Genomic DNA, 23,106 nt, shown 5'->3' on the forward strand with positions numbered 1-23,106 from the left:
TATTATACAATATGAAGATGTTCTACAGGACCCTGTTGTTAGGGGGACTTTTAGTTTTGTGCGGGCATTCTTCAATTAAGCAAGAGAAGGGAAATATAGATTTGCTACGGCAGGAATTTAGATTCCCAAATGATTCAGTCCGCACTAAATTATGGTGGTTTCATGGTGAAACGGAGACCACAAAGGAAGGAATAACTGCTGATTTGGAAGCGTTTAAGCAGGCCGGAATCGGAGGAGTGGTGTATTACGATCAGGTGCACGGGAAAGGAGCTGATGCTTCTCCCGTGTTTTCGAAAGACTGGTGGGAGAAACTGATTTTTTCGGCATCCGAGGCTAAAAGGTTGGGATTGACATTTGAGGTGAATGTCTCTAACGGTTATGTAGCCGGAGGCCCTTGGATAACGAAGAAACTTAGTATGCAAAAGGTAGTTGCCAGCGATACAGTTGTCAGTGGAAATTGCCGGTTTTCCGGTCGTCTTCCTTTACCTACATCACAATCTGAATTTTGGGATTTTGCAGTCATCGCTTTTCCTGTTACTGGAACTGTGGAAACGAGTATAAGCAGGAAACCGGAATTGTCTTCTAATATGGAAGGATTATCCCTTGAATCTCTATTTGTTGAGAATGGGAAGTTGGTTGAGATGCCCAGACTACTTCCGGGAGAATCTGTATATATAAAAATGGATTTTAGGAGTCCTTTTTCAGCCCGGAGTTTTACTTATAGTGCTAACCCCAGAGGAAAAGCGCGTACATGTGCCATGAATATTCCCGGTCATTCATCCGATCAGTTTTATGGAGCTATGTATGAAGCATTGCCCGATATGGGGGAATTGGAGGCTTCGGATGACGGTTTGCATTATAAAAAAGTTTGTAAGTTGAAACCTGTTTACCAAGGGGTGTCGACAAAGTGCAGGCAACATACGGTAACTTTTCCGGAGGTCAAAAGCCGCTTTTTCAGGATTCATCTGCATGATTGGGCAGATAGTAAGAATCGATATTCGAAATTATTGATGGGAGGATTACTGCTCTCTTCACAAGAAAAAGTGAATAATTGGGAGGATAAAGCCGGTTTTAATTCAGACTTTATAGAAAATGAAGAAAGATCATCTTTGCCTTCAACAGATGCGATAAATCCGGCTGATGTTATTGATTTGACAGAACAGGTCGATGGAAATGGAGTTTTGAACTGGAATGTTCCGCAAGGGAAATGGATGATAATGAGATTTGCCCACGAATCACAGGGAGGATATACCAAGCATGGACGTACCGGGTTAAAAGGTTTGGAATGTGATAAGATGTCTGCGGAAGCGGCTATTGTTCAGTGGAAAAATTATTTTAAAGTCATTTACGATTCATTGTCGGTCAGAGGTTGTCCGCCATCCGGAATGATAATGGATAGCCATGAAGCGGGGGCGCAGAACTGGACTCCGGGATTCGAACAGGAATTCATGAAACGCAAGGGGTATGGTATTCATCCTTATCTTCCTGCTTTGATGGGATATGTTGTCGGTTCTGCTGAAGTTTCAGACCGTTTTCTATATGATATGCGACGTACTATTGCCGATTTAATATCTGATCGTTATTATGGTACGCTAGATAGCCTATGCCTCGATGCTGGCCTTGATTTTACAGCACAGGCTATAGGGAATGCTTTGAATATTGTTGGCGATAATATTCAGGCAAAAGGTAGGGTGCAGAAACCACAAGGAGAGTTTTGGGCTTATCAGACCGAAGGAAGTTATGATATAAAAGAGGCGTCTTCCGCTGCTCATCTTTACGGTAAAAGAGTGGCTTCTGCCGAGGCGTTTACGGACGCTAAATTTTCTCATTCGTTAGCTGATTTAAAGAATCTGGCTGATTATGCATTAGCTTTCGGAAGTAATGAATTTGTGGTATGTGCATCTGCTTATCAGCCTTGGACTGATAAAATCCCTGGTAACACGGGGGGAGGCAGGCACTATTGCCTGAATAGAAATAACGCTTACTGGAATTATAGTCGTCCGTTTTGGGATTATCAGGCAAGATGTGCCGGACTTTTACGAAAGGGAATTCCTGTTATCGATTTATGTGTTTATTTGGGCGATAATCCGCCTGTGAAGTTACTTTCTCATCGTTTGCCGGAGATACCCGAGGGATATAACTTTGATGTGTGTACTACAGATGCTCTGATCAACAGAACTAAAGCTTTAAATGGGGATATTGTACTGCCGGATGGTATGAAATATCGTATGTTGGTCCTGCAGAAAGATTGTAAAATGACATTGGCTGCCCTCCGGCATATTGTTACTTTGGTGGAGCAGGGAGTTGCGTTATATGGCGAACGTCCTGCATATCCTGTATCTTTGGCCGAACGGGTGCATGATGATGAATATGATAAGATGGTAGCTTCCTTGTGGGGAAGCGGAAAAAAGGATCGTGGAATCCGCTCTTTGGGGAAGGGGCATGTATATTGGGGAATAACTTTGGAGGAGGCTTTGCAAAAAGAGGGAATTCATCCGGATATTGCTTTGAAAAGTGGGAATGAACCGGAAAATAAAGTATATTTTACCCATCGTCATTTGCCGAATATTGATATTTACTTTATAAATAATCATAGTGAGAATGTATTCAGTGATTTTGTCCATTTGCGTACAGGTAGGAAATATGCTGAATATTGGGATCCGGTTTCCGGAGAGTGTTATTCACTTCCTGTTATACTTGGAGGAAATAGCTTGTCATTAAGATTATCACTTGCTGCTCGCGAATCCGGGTTTATTATAGTTTCGGATAGAAAGAATGATTCTTTGCCTGCGAGAGGGTTTACAACAGATAAAGCAAAGAAGTGTATTGTTAATGGAGATTGGAAAGTTTACTTTGATCCGAGATGGGGTGGACCGGGCGAAGTCATTTTTACACAATTGACTGATTGGAGTAAGGCAAAAGAGCCGGGCATCGTTTACTATTCGGGGACGGCTGTTTATAAAAAGAACATCCATATAGACAAAAAAGAAAAGGGTAAACAGATATTGTTGCGTTTTGACCGGTTAGGTTCGCTGGCCAGGATTTATCTGAATGGACATGAAGTTTCAACTTTGTGGTGTTCACCTTGGGAAGCGGATTTGACTCGTTGGGCAGTTGAAGGGGAGAATTCTTTAGAGATACATGTGGTAAATTCATTAATGAACAGAATGATTGGTGATGCATCATTACCACAAAATGAACGGTTTACCTATGCTTATCCTGCGATTGCGACTTCAAAAGATACTTTGGTTCCATCAGGGATTATCGGGAATGTCTATCTGGTAGTCCGTTAGTCGGGAAGATATTATTGCTTACCTTGAATCCGGTCTACTTTTCACAGACCGGATTCAACGCAAGATTGTTTATCAACTACATGTTGAGGTCTAATTTGTAGATTTCACTTCCGGCAAGCAGGAAGCAGCCTGTACCGAAATCTTCAAAATCAGGAACTTTATCATAAGTGACAGGCTGACTGTCTTTCGGTTCTTTGCCGGTTCCCTGTACATAGCCAAGAAAACCATTTGGGTGAACTGCATCTTTCACCATGGCATTCCATGCTTTTATGATTACAGGCAGATATGTCTTTTTATCCAATAGCCCGTTACGTACCCCCCAGGACATGCCGTATACGAAAAGGGCTGTACCGGAAGTTTCTTTGCCTCCAAAGTTTGTCGGGTCGTGGAGGCTGACATTCCAAAAGCCGTCTTCACGCTGACATTGTTTCAGTGCTTTGCTCATAGTCAGAAAATCATGGATGTAATCCTGACGATGTTTTTCATCGGATGGAATTTCATTCATAACTCGTACTAAAGCTGCATATACCCATCCGTTTCCACGGCTCCAGTAACAGTCTTTACCATTCGGTTCTTTGTATGGAGGATCGAAATTATGATCTCGCCACCATAAACCGTCTTTGGGGTTGAACATTCCGTTTTCTCCATGCTGGTTGCGGGTATATTCATACATGTCCCACATCTTATCAAAGTATTTCTGTTCACCTGTAAGTTTTCCCATTTTGGCAAATATCGGCATCCCCATCTGGATGGCATCTATCCACCACCAGTCATTTACTTGTGGAGTGTTGACCAGCATATCCATATTGGCTTTCGTTTTCCGTATTTTTTCAGGATCAGGGCAAATGTTGTATAAATCGAGATAGATTTGGCTGGCGCAGTAGTTATCAGCATTACGGGTGGTTGTTCCTCGGTGGAATCCCCATTGGTGATAATCTGCCCATTCTTTGGCATAGAGGTAATATTCGTCTGCAGGATAGATGGAATAGAGTGCCATTAGACCCTCGTAATACACACTCCGTGTCCAGATATTACTAGGACGAACCACTTTTTTGACAAAAGAAGGAGTGCGATAATCAGCATATTTCTTCATAAAATAGTCGTTCACCTGGAGGGTTACTTTGAGAATTTCTTTTTTATCGGGAACTGTCTGTGCTTTTATGTTCCCATAACTCAATATTACTCCGATTAAAAATAGTATAAGATGCTTTTTCATTGTATAATAAATTAAATTACTACTGTTCTTAGATTTAGGTACACAAAAGTGAACCTTTCTTTACCTGTTGCAAAGAAAATGCATTGTAAGGAAAGTAATATTGAAATTTGTACGGAAAATATGTAATATTAGACTTTACCGGCCGAGAGGAACTGTTTTATCTCTTCAGCAGCATCTGTGATGTGTTGAGGAGCAAACTCTTCCAGCTCCGTGCGTGGACGAAATCCCCATGTCACTCCGCAAGCGGTAACTCCTGCATTGGCAGCCGTTTGCATATCTACACCGGAATCGCCTACATAAAGAACATCTTCCTTTTGTACATTGGCTAGTTTTAATATATCAAAAACAACTGCCGGATCGGGTTTGACATTTATTCCTTCCCGTTGGCCGAAAACTGCTGTAAAGTGAATACCGGGAAAGTAGTGGGCAACCAGCTTTTCTGTGGCAGCCTGATATTTGTTGGATGCTACGGCAATTTGGATGCCTGCAGACTGCAGATAGGATAACAGTTCCGGAATATCCGGATAAGGTCGGCTATCATCTGCATTGTGAATATCGTAATAAGGAACGAACTCATTGCGTACACGAAGTACATTTTCTTCCGTCTTTTCACCTTCGGGCAATGCGCGTTCAAAGAGTTTATTGATACCATTGCCTACCATGAAGTTGTACTTTTCTATTTCATGAGTGGGGTATCCTAATTTATTTAAAGCATAATTGGTGCTGTGGGCAAGGTCGGCGATGGTATTCAGCAATGTTCCATCCAGGTCAAATATAACTAGTTTCTTCATTGAGTTTTTGGTTTATTGTTAATCTTATACTTAAATCTCCCGATTTGCAAAGGTATACTAAAAAAGTGAGATAGGGAAGAGTGGAGCAATTGTTTAGAGAATATCCAATGACAAACAAAGCTGGAAATATATTTGTTATTTTACCGGATTGGCTTAACTTTGCGAGAAACTAAAGAATAATGAATGCAGAATGGTTTGAGACACTGCCCGAACAATGCCCTCCTACGGATGCGGAGCAGTGCGAAGGCTATTATTATAGAATTGCAAATGGTAATCCTGCTACAACAGAAGATTTCTTTTCACAAAGAAAAATGCAGCCGGATAAAGTCTTTAAGGGATTAGGAATAGATGAATGCGTAACAAGGGCAGTCTCTCTATTTTCAGAAAGGGAAGAAGCGGAGAAGAGATTGAAACTTCCTAAGTTTAGGAAGGCAAGTATTGCTTTAGTCGCCTTAGAACCAAAAGATGGAGTGTTAAAGAAAACCTTCGGTATAGCACATTATTCTTGGTGGAGAACAAAGGAATTTAATGTTTTACAAGCTAAAATAGTCTGATTATGGAAGATGTATTAAGGATAGACAGGATATTGGATTTCTGTGATGTGCCGCAACTTTTTGTGGCAAGAGATGCCTTTGATACACTGTATCTTTGCCTTTTGTACGATGATGAGACGGTTTATCGCTATACGGGAATTCGTATCTCTACACGTAGGCTTGAATCTTTTTTAGTGGGTGAAGCGGATTTGCGTTTGCTCTATCTGCAGCCTGAAAGTGAACATGAGTATTACGATGTTGTGTTTCAATCGGGTGAATACCAGAAAACGCTATTAAAGGAAAGTACCTTGTCGGAAGATAAATTGCCGGCTGAGGGATATGTTTTGTCTGGAGAGAAGCGAGAGAATGTGGTTATTAATTTGCCAATGAGAGACCGTAGCCTGCTAGCGGAGCTTGTTCGCAAATTTGGTTGGGCTTGTATGTGAGTTTATATAATGATAAAGAAGATTGTCCTACTTCTGTTGGAAAGTAGTGGGACAATCTTCTTTATCATTATATAAACATTGATTACTTCTTAGTAATCCGGAACCAGTCTACATCTGCCCATCCTCCGTCGTTAGTGACGATAGCCGGTCGTGTGCAGAACATTCCGACCTTTGTGCCAATCCATTGTCCTTCTCTTGCCTGGAAAGGATTGCCTAGTGGCTGATATTTCTTTCCGTCAAGGCTGTAGCTGAAGTTACACATCACAATGAGATCGTGTCCGCCTTCGCTGCCTTTGATCTTCTTGCCGTCATAGCTGAAACGAACTTTCAGATAAACAGTATTTTGAGAAAGATCCACAGAAGCATTTGCCTGTTCCGGTTTTCCTTTATCTGCTTTTTTACATTCAACTTGAGACAGGACCAGACCTTTATCTGTATTTTCCAGAATGATTCCGGCATAATCTCTACCCATTACAACCAGTCCGGTGCGTTCACCTTTATTTTTAGGATTAGGGGTAAACGTAAGTTTCATTGTTGCAGTGAAATTGTCAGAAGGCGTTTTCTGTAGAAGCAGGTTGGCTACATCCCACAGATTTTTATAGTCATTCAAAACCGGATAGGAGTATAATCTTACATAGCTCTTATCACCTGCATAGTATGCCCATTTTTCATTGATGTTGGCATGCCATTGCCATTGTGGAGAGAGGGTATATCCGTCGAACTCGTCACTTTCCTGCGGAGTGCAGATAGGATATGTTTTACCTACATTCGGCTTTTTATAAGTCAGAACAGGTTCGCCACAGCCGTCACCGTCTTTGTCTATGCCGATCACAGGCCAGTCGTTTATCCATTTCATAGGCTGAAGATGCATGATACGTCCGTAAGCACCCACATCCTGAAAGTGAAGGAACCAATCTTCTCCGGTAGGAGTATCTATCCATGCACCCTGATGAGGACCGTTGACAGGAGAGTTACCTTGCGCAAGTACGGTTTTCCATTCGTAGGGACCATAGATGTTTTTAGAACGTAGTACAACCTGCCAGCCTGTTGGTACGCCACCGGCCGGATGGAAGATATAATAATAGTCATTTCTCTTATACATTTTAGGACCTTCGCAAGTCTGATGTGCTTCATGACCATCGAAGATTATGCGTGAAGGAGTGATGGCTTTTGTTGCTTCTGCATTTAGTTCGCAGATGGTGATTACACTTTTCAGCCCGGCACGACTTCCTGCGTATGCATGTACCATATACACTTTCCCGTCTTCATCCCAAAACGGGCAGGTGTCAATAATTCCTTTTCCCGGTTTCACCAAGACTGGTTCGCTCCACGGACCTTTCGGGTCTTTGGCTTTCACCATAAAAGCTCCCTGGTCAGGATCCCCCCAAAAGATATAGAACTCTCCGTTGTGATGGCGAATGGCTGGAGCCCAGACACGGTTGCCATGTTCCGGCCGTTCCGGAGTTTCAATGGGAGAGAGGGCATTGGGGACGGCGGCACCGATAATCGTCCAGTTCACCAAGTCCTTGGAATGTAGGATTTGTAATCCGGGTAAACAGTTGAAACTGGATGAAGTCATATAGAAATCATCTCCTACGCGGCAAGCGTCAGGATCGGAGTAATCGGCATAAAGTACCGGATTTTTGTATTTACCGTTTCCGAGGTCGGAAACCCATACCTCAGATACATAGTTTTTTTGTGCTACTGCGGTGAAGACCGTTAATAGGCAAAAAGCTAAAGTCTGTGTCAATCGTTTCATGTTATAGATTATATTTATATAAGTGATTTGCTGGTTTTATCTGGTGACAAAGGTAGAAAAAAAGACTCTGCACAAGGAGGAATATTTGTGCAGAGTCATAGAAAAATTGGTAGAAACCTCGTAATTTTTGTTTAGTTGTATATGTATCTACCTTATCACCTTTACAGTTACCGGGTGAGCCAACTCTTCTTTCCATTCACGGAGATAGGCAAACCATGCTTCCGGTGTTTTATATCCGAAAGTTTCTTTCATCGAAGTAAAAGTCGTATGATACTGGAAATATTTATTTCCCGGGGCGGTAATTGTATAAAGGAAGTTGGCTTTATCCTTTTCTTCCGATTTTACATAACGTTGGGGAATACAAGTGCCCAGCCCTACAGTTTCTTTAGCATATTTCACTGTATCGTTTACAGGCCAGTCCGTTCCCCAGCTTCCTACAAGCCCTTTATGATCGGAGAAAGATTGGGAAGTACTTACAATGTCTTGTACACCTGTGCAGAAAACTTCTTTATTGAGCGGTTCGTCAAAGAATGCTTCAATATGAAGATCGCGATGTCCTGCATAGAGCGTGTAGCGTGTCATCATATTCAGTTCTGTATCCTGATATTTCCATCCGGTCACTTCAATTTCAGCAATTACACGTACCGGTCCGTAAGAAATGATACGTTCCGTGCGGGTATCCACCGGAGTGATGTGGGTAGCTTGCTGTCCGTCCCAACCTTTCAACGCGCCCGGTCCGCAACTGTCGAACACACGGAGTACGTCATCTCCGAATCCTTTAGCTAACTGCTCATCCGTCGGATAGAACTGCGATTCTTTGATTTCCAGCCCTTTGTTGAACTTGCCATAAATATCCGGCGTCTGTTTCTCATTGAAATAAAGGCGGTATCCTACCAGTTCCGATTCCAATACCGGACCGTGAGGACGTACCATGCTGTATATATTGCTAGTGCCGGGAACGGTGATAGCCTGTACCCGTTGATGTTTACCTTTCTTGTTGTCTACAATAAACATATCGGCATAAACTCGTTCAGGATAAGTCTTTGTACTCTTTTCCGAAGAAAGTGTAACCTGAAATGTTTTTCTACCATGGGCAGGAAGATCGGCAACAAAGACCAGTTCGTCCATCTTGCGGTCCCGGTTCAAATCGTCCAACTGCGAAGGAATTTCCTTCCTTCCTTCCATGACAACGGCTGATTTTACTTTGAAACCAGCGTGCAACTCATGTAGATTGATAACAACCGGAGCATCCGCTTTGGGCTGATTCCAGTTGTTTTGTACTTCAACTGTGATGGTTTTCTCTTGTTTCTGCGTTTGGGCAGACAGGCTGAAAGCTCCTAAAAAGAAAGTAATAATAAAAAGATTCTTCTTCATGTTTCTAAGGCTGAAATTATACGTCGTATTTCTCCTTGCAAAAATAGCAGAAAAAATAGCAGACTGTGTCTCTTTTGAGGAGATTATAGTCTGCTATTTGAGCTTTTTACTCTATATAATGATATTGTGGTTTCTATTTTGCATCACAGAATGGCAATGAGTTTTTATTTGAGACTTAAAATCTCCTCTTTTGCACCTAATTCCTCATATACCTTTCCGTCTATAGTCAGATTCTTGGCATTCTTAACGTTTAATATATTGTTGCCTTTAGAAGATTCTACATAAATATTTTCCAAAGTAACTCCGTCTACCTGACTGATAACAACTCCATCCGCAGCTTCCGTCATCACAACGTTTTTAACGGTAATATTGCTGATGGGCATTTCCGGCAGTCCGTTGAAGAACATAGCACGTCCCGAACCTCTGCAAACAATATTGGAAATATGAATATTGCGGAAAGCAGGTGTTTCTTCTGTCACCGGAGGAATGGCAGTTTTCATACGGCTCAACAGATCTTCTTCCGATTCTTCACCGGCACCTTTTCCACCGTAGAACAAGTCGAACAATAAGGGTTCATTCGGAATATTAATCATATTGATATTGTTAATGTAGATGTTTTCTACCACACCGCCACGTCCGCGGGTACTCTTGAAACGTAAACCTACATCTGTACCCATAAATGTGCAGTCCTCTACATAGATATTCTTCACACCGCCGGACATTTCACTACCTACCACGAATCCACCATGTCCGTGCAATACTGTATTGTTTTTCACGATAACGTTCTGGCAAGGTTCTCCACGACGGCGTCCATCTTCGTCTTTACCGGATTTGATACAGATGGCATCATCTCCCGCATCAAACACACTATTGATAATCAGAGCGTTTTTACAAGATTCCAAGTCGATAGCATCACCGTTTTGAGAATACCAGGGGTTGATGACCATGATATTATTTACTGTGAAATCTTCGCAAGACAAGGGGTGCAGACACCAGCTTGGTGAGTTTTTGAAAGTAACTCCTTCCAACAGCACCTTCTTGCTTTTGACGATGCTTAACAACACCGGACGCAACCACGGACGGATTTCTGCCCATTCTTCATCTGTGTTGATACCTTCGGGGACATTGAAGTCTTTGCAAGCCATTGCACCTTTCAGTGAGCCGGCAGTGGGATACCATATCTCTTGTTTCTCGTCGAGAACACCTCCCGAGTTTACCAGCTTTTTCCATTGTGAAGCAGTCAGCTTTCCTTTTTTTACCGGACGCCAGCAGTCACCGTTTCCGTCAAATGTACCATGTCCGGTGATAGCTATATTTTCTGCATTGCGTGCTGAAATCGGCGATTGGCAACGACGAGTCTCGAGTCCTTCGAAAGAAGTGGCAATGATAGGATATGCTTCAAAATCACCAGTAAAAAGTACGAGCGCATTTTGTTCCGTATATAGATTTACATTGCTCAACAGCTCGATCGGACCAGTCAACCAGACACCTTCCGGGATAATCACTTTACCCCCTCCGCGTTGATTCACGTCTTTAATAGCATCGTTGATAGCTTTGGTATTCAGGAACAGACCGTCTCCTTTGGCTCCGAATTTCTCAATGTTTACTTCGTAAGCAGGGAAAACCGGTTGCTGTACTTTCGGCATTTCAAAAGGTAAATTCTGGTAAAGAGCGTCACTGATTGAGCTTTCTTTTACAGCAGTTTCGCTTTGTTTACATCCCGATGAGATAAACGGTAAACAGCATACGGCCATCCAGAAGAGTCTTTTTGTCAATGTGTTCATTTAGTAACTTAATTTCTATAGGGTTATACATCTATTGTTTTTCTTGGTAGTTGGTTGATGATTAATAAGGATGATTTCATAATTCTTATGTCCTTCCGCAGGCGATCTGTCGCAGGCAGCCTGCAGGAGAGGAATAAGACGAATTCATGTTAACCTAATTCTAACCTTAAATAAATATTATGAAAAAACCTCTTAATTATCGATTGCAAAGATAGGTGGGAAAGCCTAAGGCGATGTGGACTAATTGATAGAATACGTGTATTTTTTGTCATTTCTGTCTATTATTTGCACACTTCTCGTGTTTTTATGCAGAAAGTTCCTATCTTTGCACAAAATTTAACTATTAAAAGATATGAGTTATAACTTGTTGAAAGGAAAAAGAGGTATTATCTTCGGTGCTTTGAACGATCAGTCTATTGCCTGGAAAGTAGCAGAGCGTGCCGTAGAAGAAGGTGCAACTATTACATTATCAAATACTCCGATGGCTATCCGTATGGGAGAAGTCGACGCTTTGGCCCAGAAATTAAATTGCCAGGTTATTCCGGCAGATGCCACCAGCGTAGAAGATTTGCAAAATGTATTCAAGACCTCCATGGATATACTGGGTGGACAAATTGATTTTGTACTCCACTCTATCGGTATGTCTCCCAACGTGCGCAAAAAACGTACTTACGATGACCTTGACTATGGAATGTTGGATAAGACATTGGATATTTCAGCTGTTTCATTCCATAAAATGATTCAGTCGGCCAAGAAATTGAACGCTATTGCTGATTACGGTTCTATCGTTGCTTTGAGCTACGTGGCCGCGCAGCGTACTTTCTACGGCTACAATGATATGGCAGATGCCAAGGCATTGCTGGAATCTATTGCACGTAGCTTTGGTTACATCTACGGACGCGAACATAGCGTACGTGTGAACACAATCTCGCAGTCTCCTACATTTACTACTGCCGGTTCGGGCGTGAAGGGTATGGATAAACTGTTTGATTTCTCCAACCGTATGTCTCCGCTTGGAAATGCTACGGCTGACGAATGTGCCGATTATTGCATCGTGATGTTCTCCGATCTTACCCGTAAGGTAACTATGCAGAACTTATTCCATGACGGTGGATTCTCCAGTGTAGGTATGAGTCTTCGTGCCATGGCTACTTATGAGAAAGGACTCGATGAATATATGGACGAAAATGGTAACATCATTTACGGATAAAAGATTATGAAACTACGGATCTCTCTTCTTATTATTTTAATTAGTATGCTTTTCGCCTCCTGCGGGATAAGCACGGGAAAGGGTACGGAGCAGAAGGAAGAGGAGATTTCTGTTCTAAGATATGATAAGCTGTTGAGCGAATACGTTCGCTCCAACAGCTTTTCTGCTATGCAGAAGTTGACGATGGACTACCGTATGCCGACGAAAATCCTGATTGAGGATGTATTGTCTATCGGTACGGTGAAAGATGATACCATTTCGCAACGTCTGCAGAAATTCTATTCGGATACAACTTTAGTCCGTTTGCTTAGCGATGTAGAAGCAAAGTACCCTAATCTGGATGAGGTGGAAAAAGGACTTAACAAAGGATTCCGGAAACTGAAGAAGGAAGTGCCTGATACAAAAGTGCCGTTTATCTATTCGCAAGTGTCTGCCTTCAACGAATCTATTATTTTGGTGGATTCTTTATTAGGAATCAGTCTTGATAAATATATGGGGGAAGATTATCCTCTTTATAAGCGTTTCTATTACGATTATCAATGTCGCTCGATGCGTCCGGAACGGATTGTGCCGGATTGTTTTGCTTTTTATCTTTTGAGCCGTTACGGAATGAACTATCATGAGGGTACTTGTTTGATTGACTTGATGATGCACTCCGGAAAAATCAACTACGTCGTGCAGAACTTATTAGGATATAGTGATATCGGCGAAGCGATGGGATATTCCAAGGAGGAAAACGACTGGTGTAAGGAGAATGAAAAGGAGATATGGAATTATATCTGTACCAACGATCATCTGCATGCACGAGACCCGATGGTGATCCGCTATTATATGAAGCCTGCTCCTGCTGTCGATATGTTGGGTGCTCAAGCTCCGGCATTGATCGGAACATGGATGGGAGCAAGAATCATCGCTTCTTATATGAAAAAGCATAAGGACATGAAACTGAAAGATCTCCTGGAATTTACTGATTATCATGTGATGTTAAGTGAATCCAACTATCTGGCTTCCTAAACTGTTGCATTTTTCAATTTTTAATTAGCTTCGCTCAAAACCTTATTTGATTTTTAATATTAAAGTATAGTCTTAATTCTCAATTTTAAAAGTGGAAACTGCCCTCTATTTGTTGCCCGTGACGTTAGGTGATACGTCTATTGAAAAGGTATTGCCTTCTTATAATAAGGAGATCATTTCTGGTATCCGGTATTTTATAGTCGAAGATGTTCGTTCTGCCCGGCGTTTCCTGAAAAAGGTGGACCGGGAGATTGATATTGATGCATTGACATTTTACCCGTTGAACAAGCATACTTCTCCTGATGATATTTCCGGTTATCTGCAACCTTTGGTGGGTGGAGCTTCAATGGGGGTTATCTCCGAAGCAGGTTGTCCGGCAGTAGCTGACCCGGGAGCGGATGTGGTTGCTATCGCACAACGTAAAAAGCTGAAAGTGGTTCCTTTGGTCGGACCTTCTTCCATTATCCTTTCCGTGATGGCTTCCGGCTTTAACGGGCAGAGTTTTGCGTTTCACGGTTATCTGCCGATTGAACCGGGAGAACGTGCCAAGAAACTAAAAGCACTGGAGCAGCGTGTGTATGCTGAAAATCAAACGCAACTTTTTATAGAGACGCCTTACCGGAATCATAAAATGGTAGAGGATATTTTGTTGAATTGCCGTCCTCAAACAAAGCTCTGTATCGCTGCCAATATTACTTGTGAAGGAGAATATATACAGACGCGTACAGTGAAGGACTGGAAAGGACACGTGCCCGATTTATCTAAGATTCCCTGTATTTTTCTCTTATATAAATAACGCCTTTCAGGTGTTCATATTCATCTTCGAAGCAGCTGCTGAAGAAGCCTTTTCCTAAGTTTTCCTCTATCTGTTTGAAATTCCACAGCTTACTGTTTTTAAAGCGGGGGGTACAAAGGATGGAATCGTCTTTGATATCGACAATGAATAGATAGATAAGACGGTTGGTTACTTCATTCTCGAAGTGATAAACGATGTTGAATTCAGGTTTGATACCTTTTTCATGAGGAAAAGCATTGTTGATTAAACGAGTGGCGCCTGCTTCCAGAGATTCTCCGTAGCGAAGATAACATTCCATGGGAATATCTACTTTCCCTCTATCCAGAATGGCTGTTGATGGCCTGTCGCAAAGGAATAACATTCCGTGAGTGGATATGGCAATTCTTATCACCGGATTGATGTATGCATTTTTGTAATTAACAGCTTCTATTGCAGGTGTTTTCCCGATCACGTCTCCTTTGGTATTTACAATAGGAACATATTCCGTGTGTGACATTAAATGATTGAAGAAACGGATGGCGATCTGATTGAACAGGATACTCATCAGAAAGACAGCAGGGGGTAACACTTTATAGAGTACAAATATGCTCGTCTTGCTCAACGGGTCTTGGAAAACGATGGTAATGCTGATTATAATAAAATGCAGTATTCCGAAAATCAAGGCAATGCGGGCAGATACAACGGCTGCTTCTGCTCCCTGCGCATATAAACGTTTGTTGCAAGAACCTATCTGTTTTAAGAAGTGGTTGATAAACCTTTTCTTATGCATATAAAGACTTAGCATCGGAATGAGAATACTGACTTCCAGCGTAAGTGGAAGCGCACCGGGGGGAACATAATCACCAGGAATGAGAGCTGCTACGGATAATAGTGCTAACACTCCGGTCGCTATATAGAGGATAAAATTAGGAATTAACAATCCTTTACGTCGATAAGAAAGGTATATACCTATAATACCTATGCCTGTACCGATGTAAATAGCCGTGTCTTGCGTTATAAGTTCACACAATAAAATGGAAATAATAACGGGGATAAAACCCAGCGACATGTTAAATGCGGAAGAAAGTATTCCTTTATGAGCCATCTCTATATTTATGTTTATTTGTCGGTTCTATCTATAAAACAAATAGGGTATGTGTTTTGTTTACTAACGAATATGTTTCTCTGCATGGTAGGAGGAACGAACAAGAGGAGCGCTTTCTACGATGTTGAATCCTTTCTCTAAACCTACAGTTTTATATTCTGCAAATTGCTGCGGAGTGATATATGCCGCAACGGGATAATGCCGGTGAGTCGGTTGAAGGTATTGGCCTATGGTAAGAATCTGGCAACCGGTTGCTAACAGATCATCCATCAATGTTTCGACTTCCTCCGGGGTCTCACCCAGTCCGACCATAATACCGCTTTTAGACTTAACTCCCTTCTCGGAAATGTGTCTGATAACTTGCAGACTTGTATCATAATTTGCCGCGCTGCGCACTAGCGGACTAATGCGGCGTACGGTTTCCATATTGTGTGAAATAATGTCGGGGCGGGCTTCGATTACCAAATCTAACAACTCCATCCTGCCTTGAAAATCAGGAATGAGCACTTCGATTGTTGTTTGTGGATTCAGTCTTTTGATTTCCCGGATGGTACGTGCCCAATGTGCTGCTCCCAAATCCGGCAGATCATCCCGGTCTACGGATGTGATGACAGCATGATCCAGTTTCATCAGTGCGATGGATTCTGCTACATGGGTAGGTTCGTTTATGTCTAGCGGGTGCGGGCGGCCGGTTTGTGTGTTGCAGAATTTGCAACTGCGCGTACAGATGTCACCACCGATCATAAAGGTGGCAGTTCCTTTTCCCCAGCATTCCCCCATATTAGGGCAACGCCCACTGCTGCATATAGTATGCAAGCAGTGGGAGTCGACAATCCGTTTGGTTTCGGTGTATCGTTCGTTGGCACCGATATTAATTTTCAGCCATTCGGGCTTACGTACTCTGTCCGTCATTATAAATTGTTCAAGAAAAAGTTGGTCAACCGTGTGTATAGATGTTGGCGGGTATTGCCACCATATATTCCATGATTGCGGTTTGTATACACTTGCATATCAAATTGTTTTCCAAGTTGAACCAACTGTTCGGCATACTCTGCACAGTTTTGGAAGTGCACATTGTCATCTGCCATGCCATGCACCAACAACAAGTTTCCATGCAGTTTGTCAGCGCGGGTGAAGGCTGATGATTCCTTATATCCTTCCGCGTTCTCTTTCGGAGTACGCATGAAGCGTTCGGTGTAAATCGTATCATAGAAACGCCAGTCAGTGGGTGCAGCCACTGCTACTCCTGCTTTGAATACGGGAGTTCCTTCGCTCATACTCATAAGAGTCATGTATCCGCCGTAGCTCCAGCCCCAGATACCGATGCGATCTTTATCCACGTATGGTTGTTTGCCGAGATATAAGGCAGTCTCTACCTGATCTTTGGCTTCTTTGACTCCGATTTTCAGATAAGTGCATTTCTCAAAAGCTTCTCCACGACCTCCTGTGCCGCGACCGTCCACGCATACCACGATATAACCGAGGCTTGCCATGTATGTCTCCCAACTGATTCCCCAGGTATCCAATACCTGTTGAGAGCCCGGACCGCTATATTGATACATCAGTACCGGATATTTTTTAGATGCGGAAAAATTAACCGGTTTCATCATCCAGCCGTTCAACTTCACGCCATCTGTGGTTTGGAAAGTGAAGAACTCTTTTTGTGGCACAGCATATCCGGACAATGTTTGTTTCAATCCGTCATTGGTAATAAGCGTTTTGAGTGTTTTGCCCGAATTATCATTCAGTGTAACCAGCATCGGAGTATTCAAGTTGGAGAACTTGTTCATGTAATACTTCATTGATTTGCTGAAGAGCGGTGTATTGGTTCCTACCTGTTGGGATAGTTTGAGCTTCTTGCCTTTCTTATCTATTTTATAGACAGCTTTGCGCAGAGGGCTTTCTTCATTGCTGGTGTAATAGAAAGAACCGTCTTCTTCATCATATCCCAGAAAATCTTTCACCTCAAACTTACCGTTAGTAACTTTTTTAATCAGATTACCTCCCATGCTATACCAATAGAGGTGACTGTAACCGTCACGTTCGCTAAGCAGGCTGAAATATTCCGGATAGAACTGGATATTATCGAAAATATTCTCCTTTATGTAATAAGGAGACTCATCACGAAGTATAAGTTTGCAAAGTGTGGAACGAGGATCGGCAAAGTAAAGATCAAAACGGTCTTGATGACGGTTCAATGTCATGATAGCCAGTTTATTGGCATCCTTTGTGAAGCGTATACGCGGAATGTATCCGTCTGCATCCAATGGGAGTTTCATTGTACGGGTGACATGTGATTTGATGTCATACGTGCGTACCTCTACTTTCGAATTCGGATATCCGGCTTTCGGATACTTGTATGTATATTCGCCCGGATAATCTTTTAAAGCATCAATGCGGGGTGCTTGTCCGGCAAATACCGGGAAAGAGTAGGAGGGAACTTCCGACTCGTCGAAACGGATAAAAGCAATCAGCGTATTGTCGGCGCTGAATTCCAAAGCACGGTCGAAGCCGAACTCTTCTTCATACACCCAGTCAGGAATACCGTTGATTACCGAATTCTGTTTGCCATCTTCTGTGACCTGGCTTTCGCTGTTGCCGTAAAGCAACTTAACAAGAAATATGTTATTGTTGCGTACAAATGCAATCATGGTACCGTCCGGAGAAAAGACGGGGACCTGTTGAGGTCCACCGTCAGACAGCCGTTCAATAATGTTGTTTGTCGTAACGCCCTTATCATTTCGTTTCAAAGGGTAAATGTAATGTACAGCTGTGTATGAATGCCTGTAAATAGGTGTTGTTTTAGTAGCAATCAGCAATTTCTGACCGTCGGGCGAGAATTGGTAACTGTCGAAGTTCTTGAAGTCACATTCGCGTGTAGTATTTACATCGAAAATCACTTCTACTTTCTCACCTGTTTTGAAAGAGTATTTAATGATTTGCGTGCCGTCGGCGTTCATCTGCGTGTAGTGTTCGCCATCAGGCATGGGGATTACTCCCTGGATATTTTCCGGGCGGAAACGTCCGGAGGTGATATCTTTTAAATCGAGTGCCTTTTGTCCTTGTGCCATTCCGGTCAGACAGAGAAGGCAGAGTAATAAAGTGATGCTGATCTTTTTCATCTGCTTTTATAATCGGTTTTGGTTTTAATTCGTACTTGCAAAAGTAACAATAAACTTAGATTCAACAAAGCCTGACCGATTTTTATATAGATTTGATAAGGATTATTGGGTGAGATTCAATATCTTTGTGAAAAGGACTTTAAACATTACCACTATGAATTCAAAAAGAAAAGACTTGCAATATGCTTCTGTCTTCTTATTGGCCGTAGCATTGACATTCCTGTTGGGGAAGGGGGATAATCTGTGGTTGGTATCGTGGGGTGACTTGATACCGAGTTTGTTTGTGCTGTTCATAGCAGGTGATTGTTTGCATAGTTCCCTGCTCCGTATCAAACGCGGCGAAGAGGATGGAGGAGCCCGGTGGAGTACTTGTTTCACTTTTCTGGTATTCAGTATTGTTTTTATGGGCGACTTATTTTATATCGGCAACTTTATTGTGAATAAACTGTGGGGCTAAAGGATTAGTAGAAATTCTGCTTCACAGGTATTTAATAGTAAGATTTTCTTCTTAACTATAGCTTTTAGTTTACTTTAACTAGATAAATTAGTTTATGAACTAAAACTTTTCGTTATTTGCAGCAAACAAAGTTGCAGATATGAAAGGATTAACAGCAAAAGAAGAAGAAATCATGGGCTTTTTCTGGGAAAAAGGCCCCTTGTTCGTGAAAGAAATGTTGGCTTTCTATGAAGAGCCCAAGCCGCATTTTAATACATTATCTACGATTGTGCGTGGGCTGGAAGAAAAAGGCTTTTTAGCTCACTATACTTTTGGGAATACTTATCAATACTATCCCGTAGTCAGCGAAGAGGATTTTCGTAAAGGAACGTTGCGGAATGTGATTAGCAAGTATTTTAATAATTCTTATCTGAATGCTGTTTCTTCTTTGGTTAAGGAGGAAGATATTTCGCTGGATGAATTGAAACAACTCATTCACGAAGTGGAACAGGCTGATAAGAAACACTAATCTTTTTAACGAAAATCTATGCTATGGGAGTTTTCTTCATCTATATATTAAAATCGTCAGTTTGTCTTGTTTTGTTTTACCTGTTTTTCAGGTTATTACTTAGCAAGGAAACTTTTCATCGTTTCAATCGAATGGCTTTATTGGGAGTATTGTTCTTTTCATTACTCATTCCTTGTATCGAAGTAACTACCCGGCATCAGGTTGAGGTGCAACAGGCTATGCTTTCCATCGAGCAGTTGCTACTGATGGCAGAGTTGGAAGCTACTCCTGTTGAAGCCGGTGCAGTGCAGGAAACGGTGGCGTCCTGGATACAGATTGTTTTGCTGGTCTATTTGGCAGGTATTCTATTTCTTGCCTGTCGGAGTATTTATTCGTTGATTAGTCTTTTCCGGTTGATACATTCCGGTAAACAGGAGAAGTTGGAGAAAGGGGTTACGCTTGTGGTACACCATCATGAGATAGCTCCGTTCAGTTGGATGAAGTATATTGTGATTAGTCAAAAAGATCTGGAAGAGAATGGGCGGGAAATTCTCATACATGAAATGGCTCATATTCATCACCGCCATTCTATTGACTTGTTATTGGCGGATATTTGTATCTTTTTCCAATGGTTCAATCCCGGTGCATGGTTGTTGAAACAGGAGTTGCAGAATATTCATGAGTACGAAGCGGATGAGACTGTAATCAATGAGGGTGTAAACGCGAAGGAATATCAACTATTATTAATAAAAAAAGCTGTTGGCACAAGGCTCTACTCTATGGCCAACAGCTTTAATCACAGTAAACTTAAAAAACGTATCACTATGATGTTAAAAGAAAAATCGAATCCGTGGGCACGGTTGAAGTATTTGTATGTACTTCCGTTGGCAGCTATTGCAGTAACTGCTTTTGCCCGTCCTGAAATCTCTGAAAAAATGGAAGAGATTTCTGCTGTCAAAGTTAATGATTTGGCGGAAATTGTGCAAGAAAAGGTACTGCAAGATACAGTGAAAGTATCAAAAGATGATGCCGTAGTGGTATCTGGAGTGAAGTCTAAAGCGGAAGAAGAAATTGTCGTCTTTGAAGTTGTGGAGCAGATGCCGGAATATCCTGGTGGTATGAATGCATTGCAAAAGTATCTGATGGATAAAATAACCAGTTCTCCTATGAAAGGTAAAGCAGGTGGCAGAGTGATGGTTGGTTTTACGGTAGCTGAAACAGGGAAGATAAAGGATGTACATGTACTTCAGTCGGATGAGGAGGCATTGAATCGGGAAGCAGAAAGAATTGTCAGTGAAATGCCGGATTGGATTCCCGGAAAGCAACGTGGCAGACCTGTGCCGGTGAAATATACTATCCCTGTAAGATTCGGAAGTTTCAGATTTGCAGAGAATAAACCGCCTCTGATTTTGGCTGATGGCAAGGAGATTAGCATGGAAGCTATGGAAAAGTTAGACCCGTCAACAATCGAAAGTCTATCTGTGTTGAAAGACTCTGCTTCAATAAAAGTGTACGGTAAACGTGGGGCAAACGGGGTGATACTTGTGAATACTCAAAGAGGCAGTAAGGACAAAAAACACAATATAGAAATCAGTTTTTCTAAGAAAGCAACTAATGCGGATGCTATACCTGATTTCCCTGTCAGTGGAACTGTTGTTGACGAAGAGGGACGTCCAAAAGCTGGGGTAAGTATTATTGTACCTAATACAAATCATGGCACGATAACGGATATAAATGGACATTTTAGTCTAAAAGCAATAAAAGACGGCAATCTGTGGTTCTCGTTTATCGGATATAAGCCTGTAAAAGCTCCTGTAACTTCTACGATGAATATACGGATGGAGCAGGAGGTTGTTAAACTGTTCCCTGAACTTTCAGGTAGTGCGCTAAATGTAAGTTCCGGAACTAAGGGTGTTAATGGTGTATCTATATATGGGATAAAAGGTGAACAGCCTTTGGTCATAATTGACGGGAAAGAAGCTATGGATAAAGATGCCTTATCCAAGCTCGCACCGGACCATATAAAGAGTATTTCTGTGCTGAAAGATAAATCAGCACAGGCCGTTTATGGCGATAAAGGAAAGAATGGGGTAATTATTGTAGAAATGTTGACGGATGAGGAATATCAGACCCGTCAGAATAAGAAATAGAAGAAATCATGCATTAATTTGTTGACGGAGGTACGCTAGTATCTCCGTTTCTTGTTCCGGATGGAACCATTGTATTTCTTCATCTCTTTTGAACCAAGTCATCTGTTTACGCGAATAAATGCGGGAGTTTTGCTTGATTTTATCTATGGCAAAGGGGAGTTCCCATTCTCCATCCAGATACTTGAACAGTTCTTTATAACCTACTGTGTTGAGCGAATTGAGGTGGCGATAGGGAAGTACCGAGCGTACTTCTTCCAGTAATCCTTCCTCCATCATCTGATCTACCCGACGGTTGATACGGTCATACAACTCTTCCCGGTCGCGAGTCAGACCGATTTTTAGAATGCGGAAAGGACGTTGCTTTTTTTGTTGGGTGCGAAAAGAGGTATAAGTGCGTCCGGTCATATAGCAAATTTCCAATGCATGAATTACCCGTTTGGGATTCTTTAGATCCACTATCCGATAATATTCCGGATCTAGCAGGCGAAGTTCTGCACAGAGTTGTTCAAGTCCTTCCTCCTCATATTTCTGTAGCATGAGTTGACGGGTTTCCGCATCAACGGTAGGAATATCGTCGATACCTTTACAGATAGCATCTACATACATCATTGAGCCACCTGTGAGAATCACGACCTCGTGTTGCGTAAATAATTTCTCGAGAATTTCCAACGCTTCTATTTCATATTGGGCGGCGCTGTAATAGTCTGTAAGGTGGAGTGTGCCAACCAATTGATGAGGGACACGTTTAAGTTGATCGGGAGTAGGAGCTGCCGTGCCTATTTTTAATTCGGCATAAAGCTGCCTCGAATCGGCAGATACAATACTTGTCTGAAAAGTTTCTGCTAAGCGCAGGCTCAATTCCGTTTTCCCTACACCTGTAGGACCTATAAGAACGATGAGAGTAGGCATTGGGCTTTTAAGTATTAAGTATTGAGTATTAAGATGTGTGCGGAACTAAAAAATATTAGGTATTAACTGCCTGGCGCTGCATAGCAATTAATACCTAATACCTAGTACTTAATATTTAGAATTTTTCTTCTTCGTATGGAGTACTTGCGTCGCCACCTATGTCGAATCCTTCCTGATCGAAGTCTTCCATGTCGAAATCTTGGTCTCCATAAAAGTTTTCATCCAGATCAAGAGAACCGCTGGCAGCGGCCATTTCTTCAAAATCTACCGTTTGTTTAGGAGCGTCTCCTGATTTCTTGGTACATTTGGCGCCATCCATATCTTTTCCGGTGATAATTTCGGATAGTTCGATGAAGAAACAACGTTCTGTTATGTAATCGAATACATATAGTAGTTTCTGTTTTTCATCTTCCACCAGTTCACTGATAGTAGTGTCTTTCATTACCCAGCTATCCATTTCCGGATTGTCGTCCATTTCTTCCAAGGTTACTTCTTTTCCTTTTTCCCAATCGTCATCGCAGATAAAGAAAGAAGTCATCTGGTCGTTTTTGTACCCTACTGATTTCAGTATTGCTTCATGGAAGTCATAAAAAGTAGCTTCCGGATCAATTTGTATTTCTCTGACAAAATCGTCAACTTCATCAGATATGATAGTAAATCTGTATATCATAATATGACTAT

At 41.9% G+C, this 23,106-nt stretch carries 19 protein-coding genes; 9 read left to right on the plus strand and 10 right to left on the minus strand.

What is annotated here, in order from left to right:
• Nucleotides 1-11 precede the first annotated feature (11 nt).
• A complete protein-coding gene (locus H8796_RS11650) occupies nt 12-3,293 on the plus strand; it encodes a glycosyl hydrolase (protein WP_117936877.1) in 3,282 nt (1,093 codons plus the stop codon).
• 76 nt (nt 3,294-3,369) lie between these two features.
• On the opposite strand, the gene H8796_RS11655 is transcribed toward H8796_RS11650, so the two are convergent.
• Together H8796_RS11655 and H8796_RS11660 are read right to left on the minus strand one after the other, a co-directional pair.
• Entirely contained in the window at nt 3,370-4,509 is a 1,140-nt protein-coding gene (locus H8796_RS11655; protein ID WP_117936875.1) for a glycoside hydrolase family 88 protein, read from the minus strand.
• A 128-nt stretch (nt 4,510-4,637) separates the two neighbouring features.
• Nucleotides 4,638-5,300 (minus strand): HAD family hydrolase, encoded by a 663-nt coding sequence (locus tag H8796_RS11660; protein WP_117936873.1) that lies wholly within the window; start codon nt 5,298-5,300, stop codon nt 4,638-4,640.
• A 179-nt stretch (nt 5,301-5,479) separates the two neighbouring features.
• On the opposite strand from H8796_RS11660, the gene H8796_RS11665 reads away from it, so the two are divergent.
• Together H8796_RS11665 and H8796_RS11670 are read left to right on the plus strand one after the other, a co-directional pair.
• Entirely contained in the window at nt 5,480-5,854 is a 375-nt protein-coding gene (locus H8796_RS11665; RefSeq protein WP_117936871.1) for a hypothetical protein, read from the plus strand.
• The gene (locus tag H8796_RS11670) at nt 5,851-6,279 is read left to right on the plus strand and encodes a DUF6575 domain-containing protein (protein ID WP_117936869.1); all 429 of its coding nucleotides are present in this window, start codon (nt 5,851-5,853) and stop codon (nt 6,277-6,279) included. The genes H8796_RS11665 and H8796_RS11670 overlap by 4 nt, the downstream gene beginning before the upstream one ends.
• An 82-nt stretch (nt 6,280-6,361) precedes the next feature.
• Here H8796_RS11670 and H8796_RS11675 read toward each other — a convergent pair whose 3' ends face one another.
• The 3 genes from H8796_RS11675 to H8796_RS11685 form a co-directional block, all read right to left on the minus strand.
• Nucleotides 6,362-8,038, minus strand: coding sequence for a glycoside hydrolase 43 family protein (locus tag H8796_RS11675; protein ID WP_117936867.1), 1,677 nt, complete (start codon nt 8,036-8,038; stop codon nt 6,362-6,364).
• Nucleotides 8,039-8,185: 147 nt separating this feature from the next.
• Nucleotides 8,186-9,412, minus strand: coding sequence for a DUF4861 domain-containing protein (locus tag H8796_RS11680; RefSeq protein WP_117936865.1), 1,227 nt, complete (start codon nt 9,410-9,412; stop codon nt 8,186-8,188).
• A gap of 164 nt (nt 9,413-9,576) precedes the next feature.
• Entirely contained in the window at nt 9,577-11,196 is a 1,620-nt protein-coding gene (locus H8796_RS11685) for a glycoside hydrolase family 28 protein (RefSeq protein WP_032848485.1), read from the minus strand.
• A gap of 352 nt (nt 11,197-11,548) precedes the next feature.
• On the opposite strand from H8796_RS11685, the gene H8796_RS11690 reads away from it, so the two are divergent.
• From H8796_RS11690 to H8796_RS11700, 3 genes are all read left to right on the plus strand, one after another.
• The gene (locus tag H8796_RS11690) at nt 11,549-12,406 is read left to right on the plus strand and encodes an enoyl-ACP reductase (protein ID WP_004301687.1); all 858 of its coding nucleotides are present in this window, start codon (nt 11,549-11,551) and stop codon (nt 12,404-12,406) included.
• Nucleotides 12,407-12,412: 6 nt separating this feature from the next.
• The gene (locus H8796_RS11695) at nt 12,413-13,420 is read left to right on the plus strand and encodes a hypothetical protein (protein ID WP_008020785.1); all 1,008 of its coding nucleotides are present in this window, start codon (nt 12,413-12,415) and stop codon (nt 13,418-13,420) included.
• 91 nt (nt 13,421-13,511) lie between these two features.
• A complete protein-coding gene (locus tag H8796_RS11700; protein WP_008645497.1) occupies nt 13,512-14,216 on the plus strand; it encodes an SAM-dependent methyltransferase in 705 nt (234 codons plus the stop codon).
• Here the strand turns inward: H8796_RS11700 and H8796_RS11705 are convergent.
• The 3 genes from H8796_RS11705 to H8796_RS11715 all read right to left on the minus strand — a co-directional run bounded on the left by H8796_RS11705 (nt 14,182) and on the right by H8796_RS11715 (nt 18,422).
• Nucleotides 14,182-15,300: a hypothetical protein gene (locus H8796_RS11705; protein WP_117936863.1), complete on the minus strand. Its 1,119-nt coding sequence runs from the start codon at nt 15,298-15,300 to the stop codon at nt 14,182-14,184. The two genes, H8796_RS11700 and H8796_RS11705, sit on opposite strands and share 35 nt — an antisense overlap.
• 63 nt (nt 15,301-15,363) lie before the next feature.
• Nucleotides 15,364-16,212: a lipoyl synthase gene (gene lipA, locus H8796_RS11710; protein ID WP_117936861.1), complete on the minus strand. Its 849-nt coding sequence runs from the start codon at nt 16,210-16,212 to the stop codon at nt 15,364-15,366.
• Entirely contained in the window at nt 16,212-18,422 is a 2,211-nt protein-coding gene (locus H8796_RS11715; protein WP_008645487.1) for a S9 family peptidase, read from the minus strand. Before H8796_RS11715 ends, lipA begins: the two co-directional genes overlap by 1 nt.
• A gap of 154 nt (nt 18,423-18,576) precedes the next feature.
• Between H8796_RS11715 and H8796_RS11720 the strand changes: the two genes are divergently transcribed.
• The 3 genes from H8796_RS11720 to H8796_RS11730 all read left to right on the plus strand — a co-directional run bounded on the left by H8796_RS11720 (nt 18,577) and on the right by H8796_RS11730 (nt 21,516).
• The gene (locus tag H8796_RS11720) at nt 18,577-18,879 is read left to right on the plus strand and encodes a hypothetical protein (RefSeq protein WP_004304524.1); all 303 of its coding nucleotides are present in this window, start codon (nt 18,577-18,579) and stop codon (nt 18,877-18,879) included.
• A 139-nt stretch (nt 18,880-19,018) separates the two neighbouring features.
• Complete coding sequence (locus H8796_RS11725; protein ID WP_009000503.1) at nt 19,019-19,387, plus strand: BlaI/MecI/CopY family transcriptional regulator; 369 nt, start codon at nt 19,019-19,021, stop codon at nt 19,385-19,387.
• A gap of 23 nt (nt 19,388-19,410) precedes the next feature.
• A complete protein-coding gene (locus tag H8796_RS11730; RefSeq protein ID WP_117936859.1) occupies nt 19,411-21,516 on the plus strand; it encodes a M56 family metallopeptidase in 2,106 nt (701 codons plus the stop codon).
• Between the two features lie 6 nt (nt 21,517-21,522).
• Here H8796_RS11730 and miaA read toward each other — a convergent pair whose 3' ends face one another.
• Together miaA and H8796_RS11740 are read right to left on the minus strand one after the other, a co-directional pair.
• Nucleotides 21,523-22,425, minus strand: coding sequence for a tRNA (adenosine(37)-N6)-dimethylallyltransferase MiaA (gene miaA / locus H8796_RS11735; protein ID WP_004304526.1), 903 nt, complete (start codon nt 22,423-22,425; stop codon nt 21,523-21,525).
• A 115-nt stretch (nt 22,426-22,540) separates the two neighbouring features.
• Nucleotides 22,541-23,095, minus strand: coding sequence for a hypothetical protein (locus H8796_RS11740; protein WP_009000505.1), 555 nt, complete (start codon nt 23,093-23,095; stop codon nt 22,541-22,543).
• Nucleotides 23,096-23,106: the final 11 nt, after the last annotated feature.

The organism is Bacteroides sp. M10, from assembly GCF_014334015.1.
Lineage (GTDB): Bacteria > Bacteroidota > Bacteroidia > Bacteroidales > Bacteroidaceae > Bacteroides > Bacteroides intestinigallinarum.

What these genes read in the sequence shown, in the direction of transcription:
- H8796_RS11650 (WP_117936877.1), top strand. Translation starts at nt 12, where the DNA reads ATGAAGATGTTCTACAGGACCCTGTTGTTAGGGGGACTTTTAGTTTTG.
- H8796_RS11655 (WP_117936875.1), bottom strand. Translation starts at nt 4,509, where the DNA reads ATGAAAAAGCATCTTATACTATTTTTAATCGGAGTAATATTGAGTTAT.
- H8796_RS11660 (WP_117936873.1), bottom strand. Translation starts at nt 5,300, where the DNA reads ATGAAGAAACTAGTTATATTTGACCTGGATGGAACATTGCTGAATACC.
- H8796_RS11665 (WP_117936871.1), top strand. Translation starts at nt 5,480, where the DNA reads ATGAATGCAGAATGGTTTGAGACACTGCCCGAACAATGCCCTCCTACG.
- H8796_RS11675 (WP_117936867.1), bottom strand. Translation starts at nt 8,038, where the DNA reads ATGAAACGATTGACACAGACTTTAGCTTTTTGCCTATTAACGGTCTTC.
- H8796_RS11680 (WP_117936865.1), bottom strand. Translation starts at nt 9,412, where the DNA reads ATGAAGAAGAATCTTTTTATTATTACTTTCTTTTTAGGAGCTTTCAGC.
- H8796_RS11685 (WP_032848485.1), bottom strand. Translation starts at nt 11,196, where the DNA reads ATGAACACATTGACAAAAAGACTCTTCTGGATGGCCGTATGCTGTTTA.
- H8796_RS11690 (WP_004301687.1), top strand. Translation starts at nt 11,549, where the DNA reads ATGAGTTATAACTTGTTGAAAGGAAAAAGAGGTATTATCTTCGGTGCT.
- H8796_RS11695 (WP_008020785.1), top strand. Translation starts at nt 12,413, where the DNA reads ATGAAACTACGGATCTCTCTTCTTATTATTTTAATTAGTATGCTTTTC.
- H8796_RS11705 (WP_117936863.1), bottom strand. Translation starts at nt 15,300, where the DNA reads ATGGCTCATAAAGGAATACTTTCTTCCGCATTTAACATGTCGCTGGGT.
- lipA (WP_117936861.1), bottom strand. Translation starts at nt 16,212, where the DNA reads ATGACGGACAGAGTACGTAAGCCCGAATGGCTGAAAATTAATATCGGT.
- H8796_RS11715 (WP_008645487.1), bottom strand. Translation starts at nt 18,422, where the DNA reads ATGAAAAAGATCAGCATCACTTTATTACTCTGCCTTCTCTGTCTGACC.
- H8796_RS11720 (WP_004304524.1), top strand. Translation starts at nt 18,577, where the DNA reads ATGAATTCAAAAAGAAAAGACTTGCAATATGCTTCTGTCTTCTTATTG.
- H8796_RS11725 (WP_009000503.1), top strand. Translation starts at nt 19,019, where the DNA reads ATGAAAGGATTAACAGCAAAAGAAGAAGAAATCATGGGCTTTTTCTGG.
- H8796_RS11730 (WP_117936859.1), top strand. Translation starts at nt 19,411, where the DNA reads ATGGGAGTTTTCTTCATCTATATATTAAAATCGTCAGTTTGTCTTGTT.
- miaA (WP_004304526.1), bottom strand. Translation starts at nt 22,425, where the DNA reads ATGCCTACTCTCATCGTTCTTATAGGTCCTACAGGTGTAGGGAAAACG.
- H8796_RS11740 (WP_009000505.1), bottom strand. Translation starts at nt 23,095, where the DNA reads ATGATATACAGATTTACTATCATATCTGATGAAGTTGACGATTTTGTC.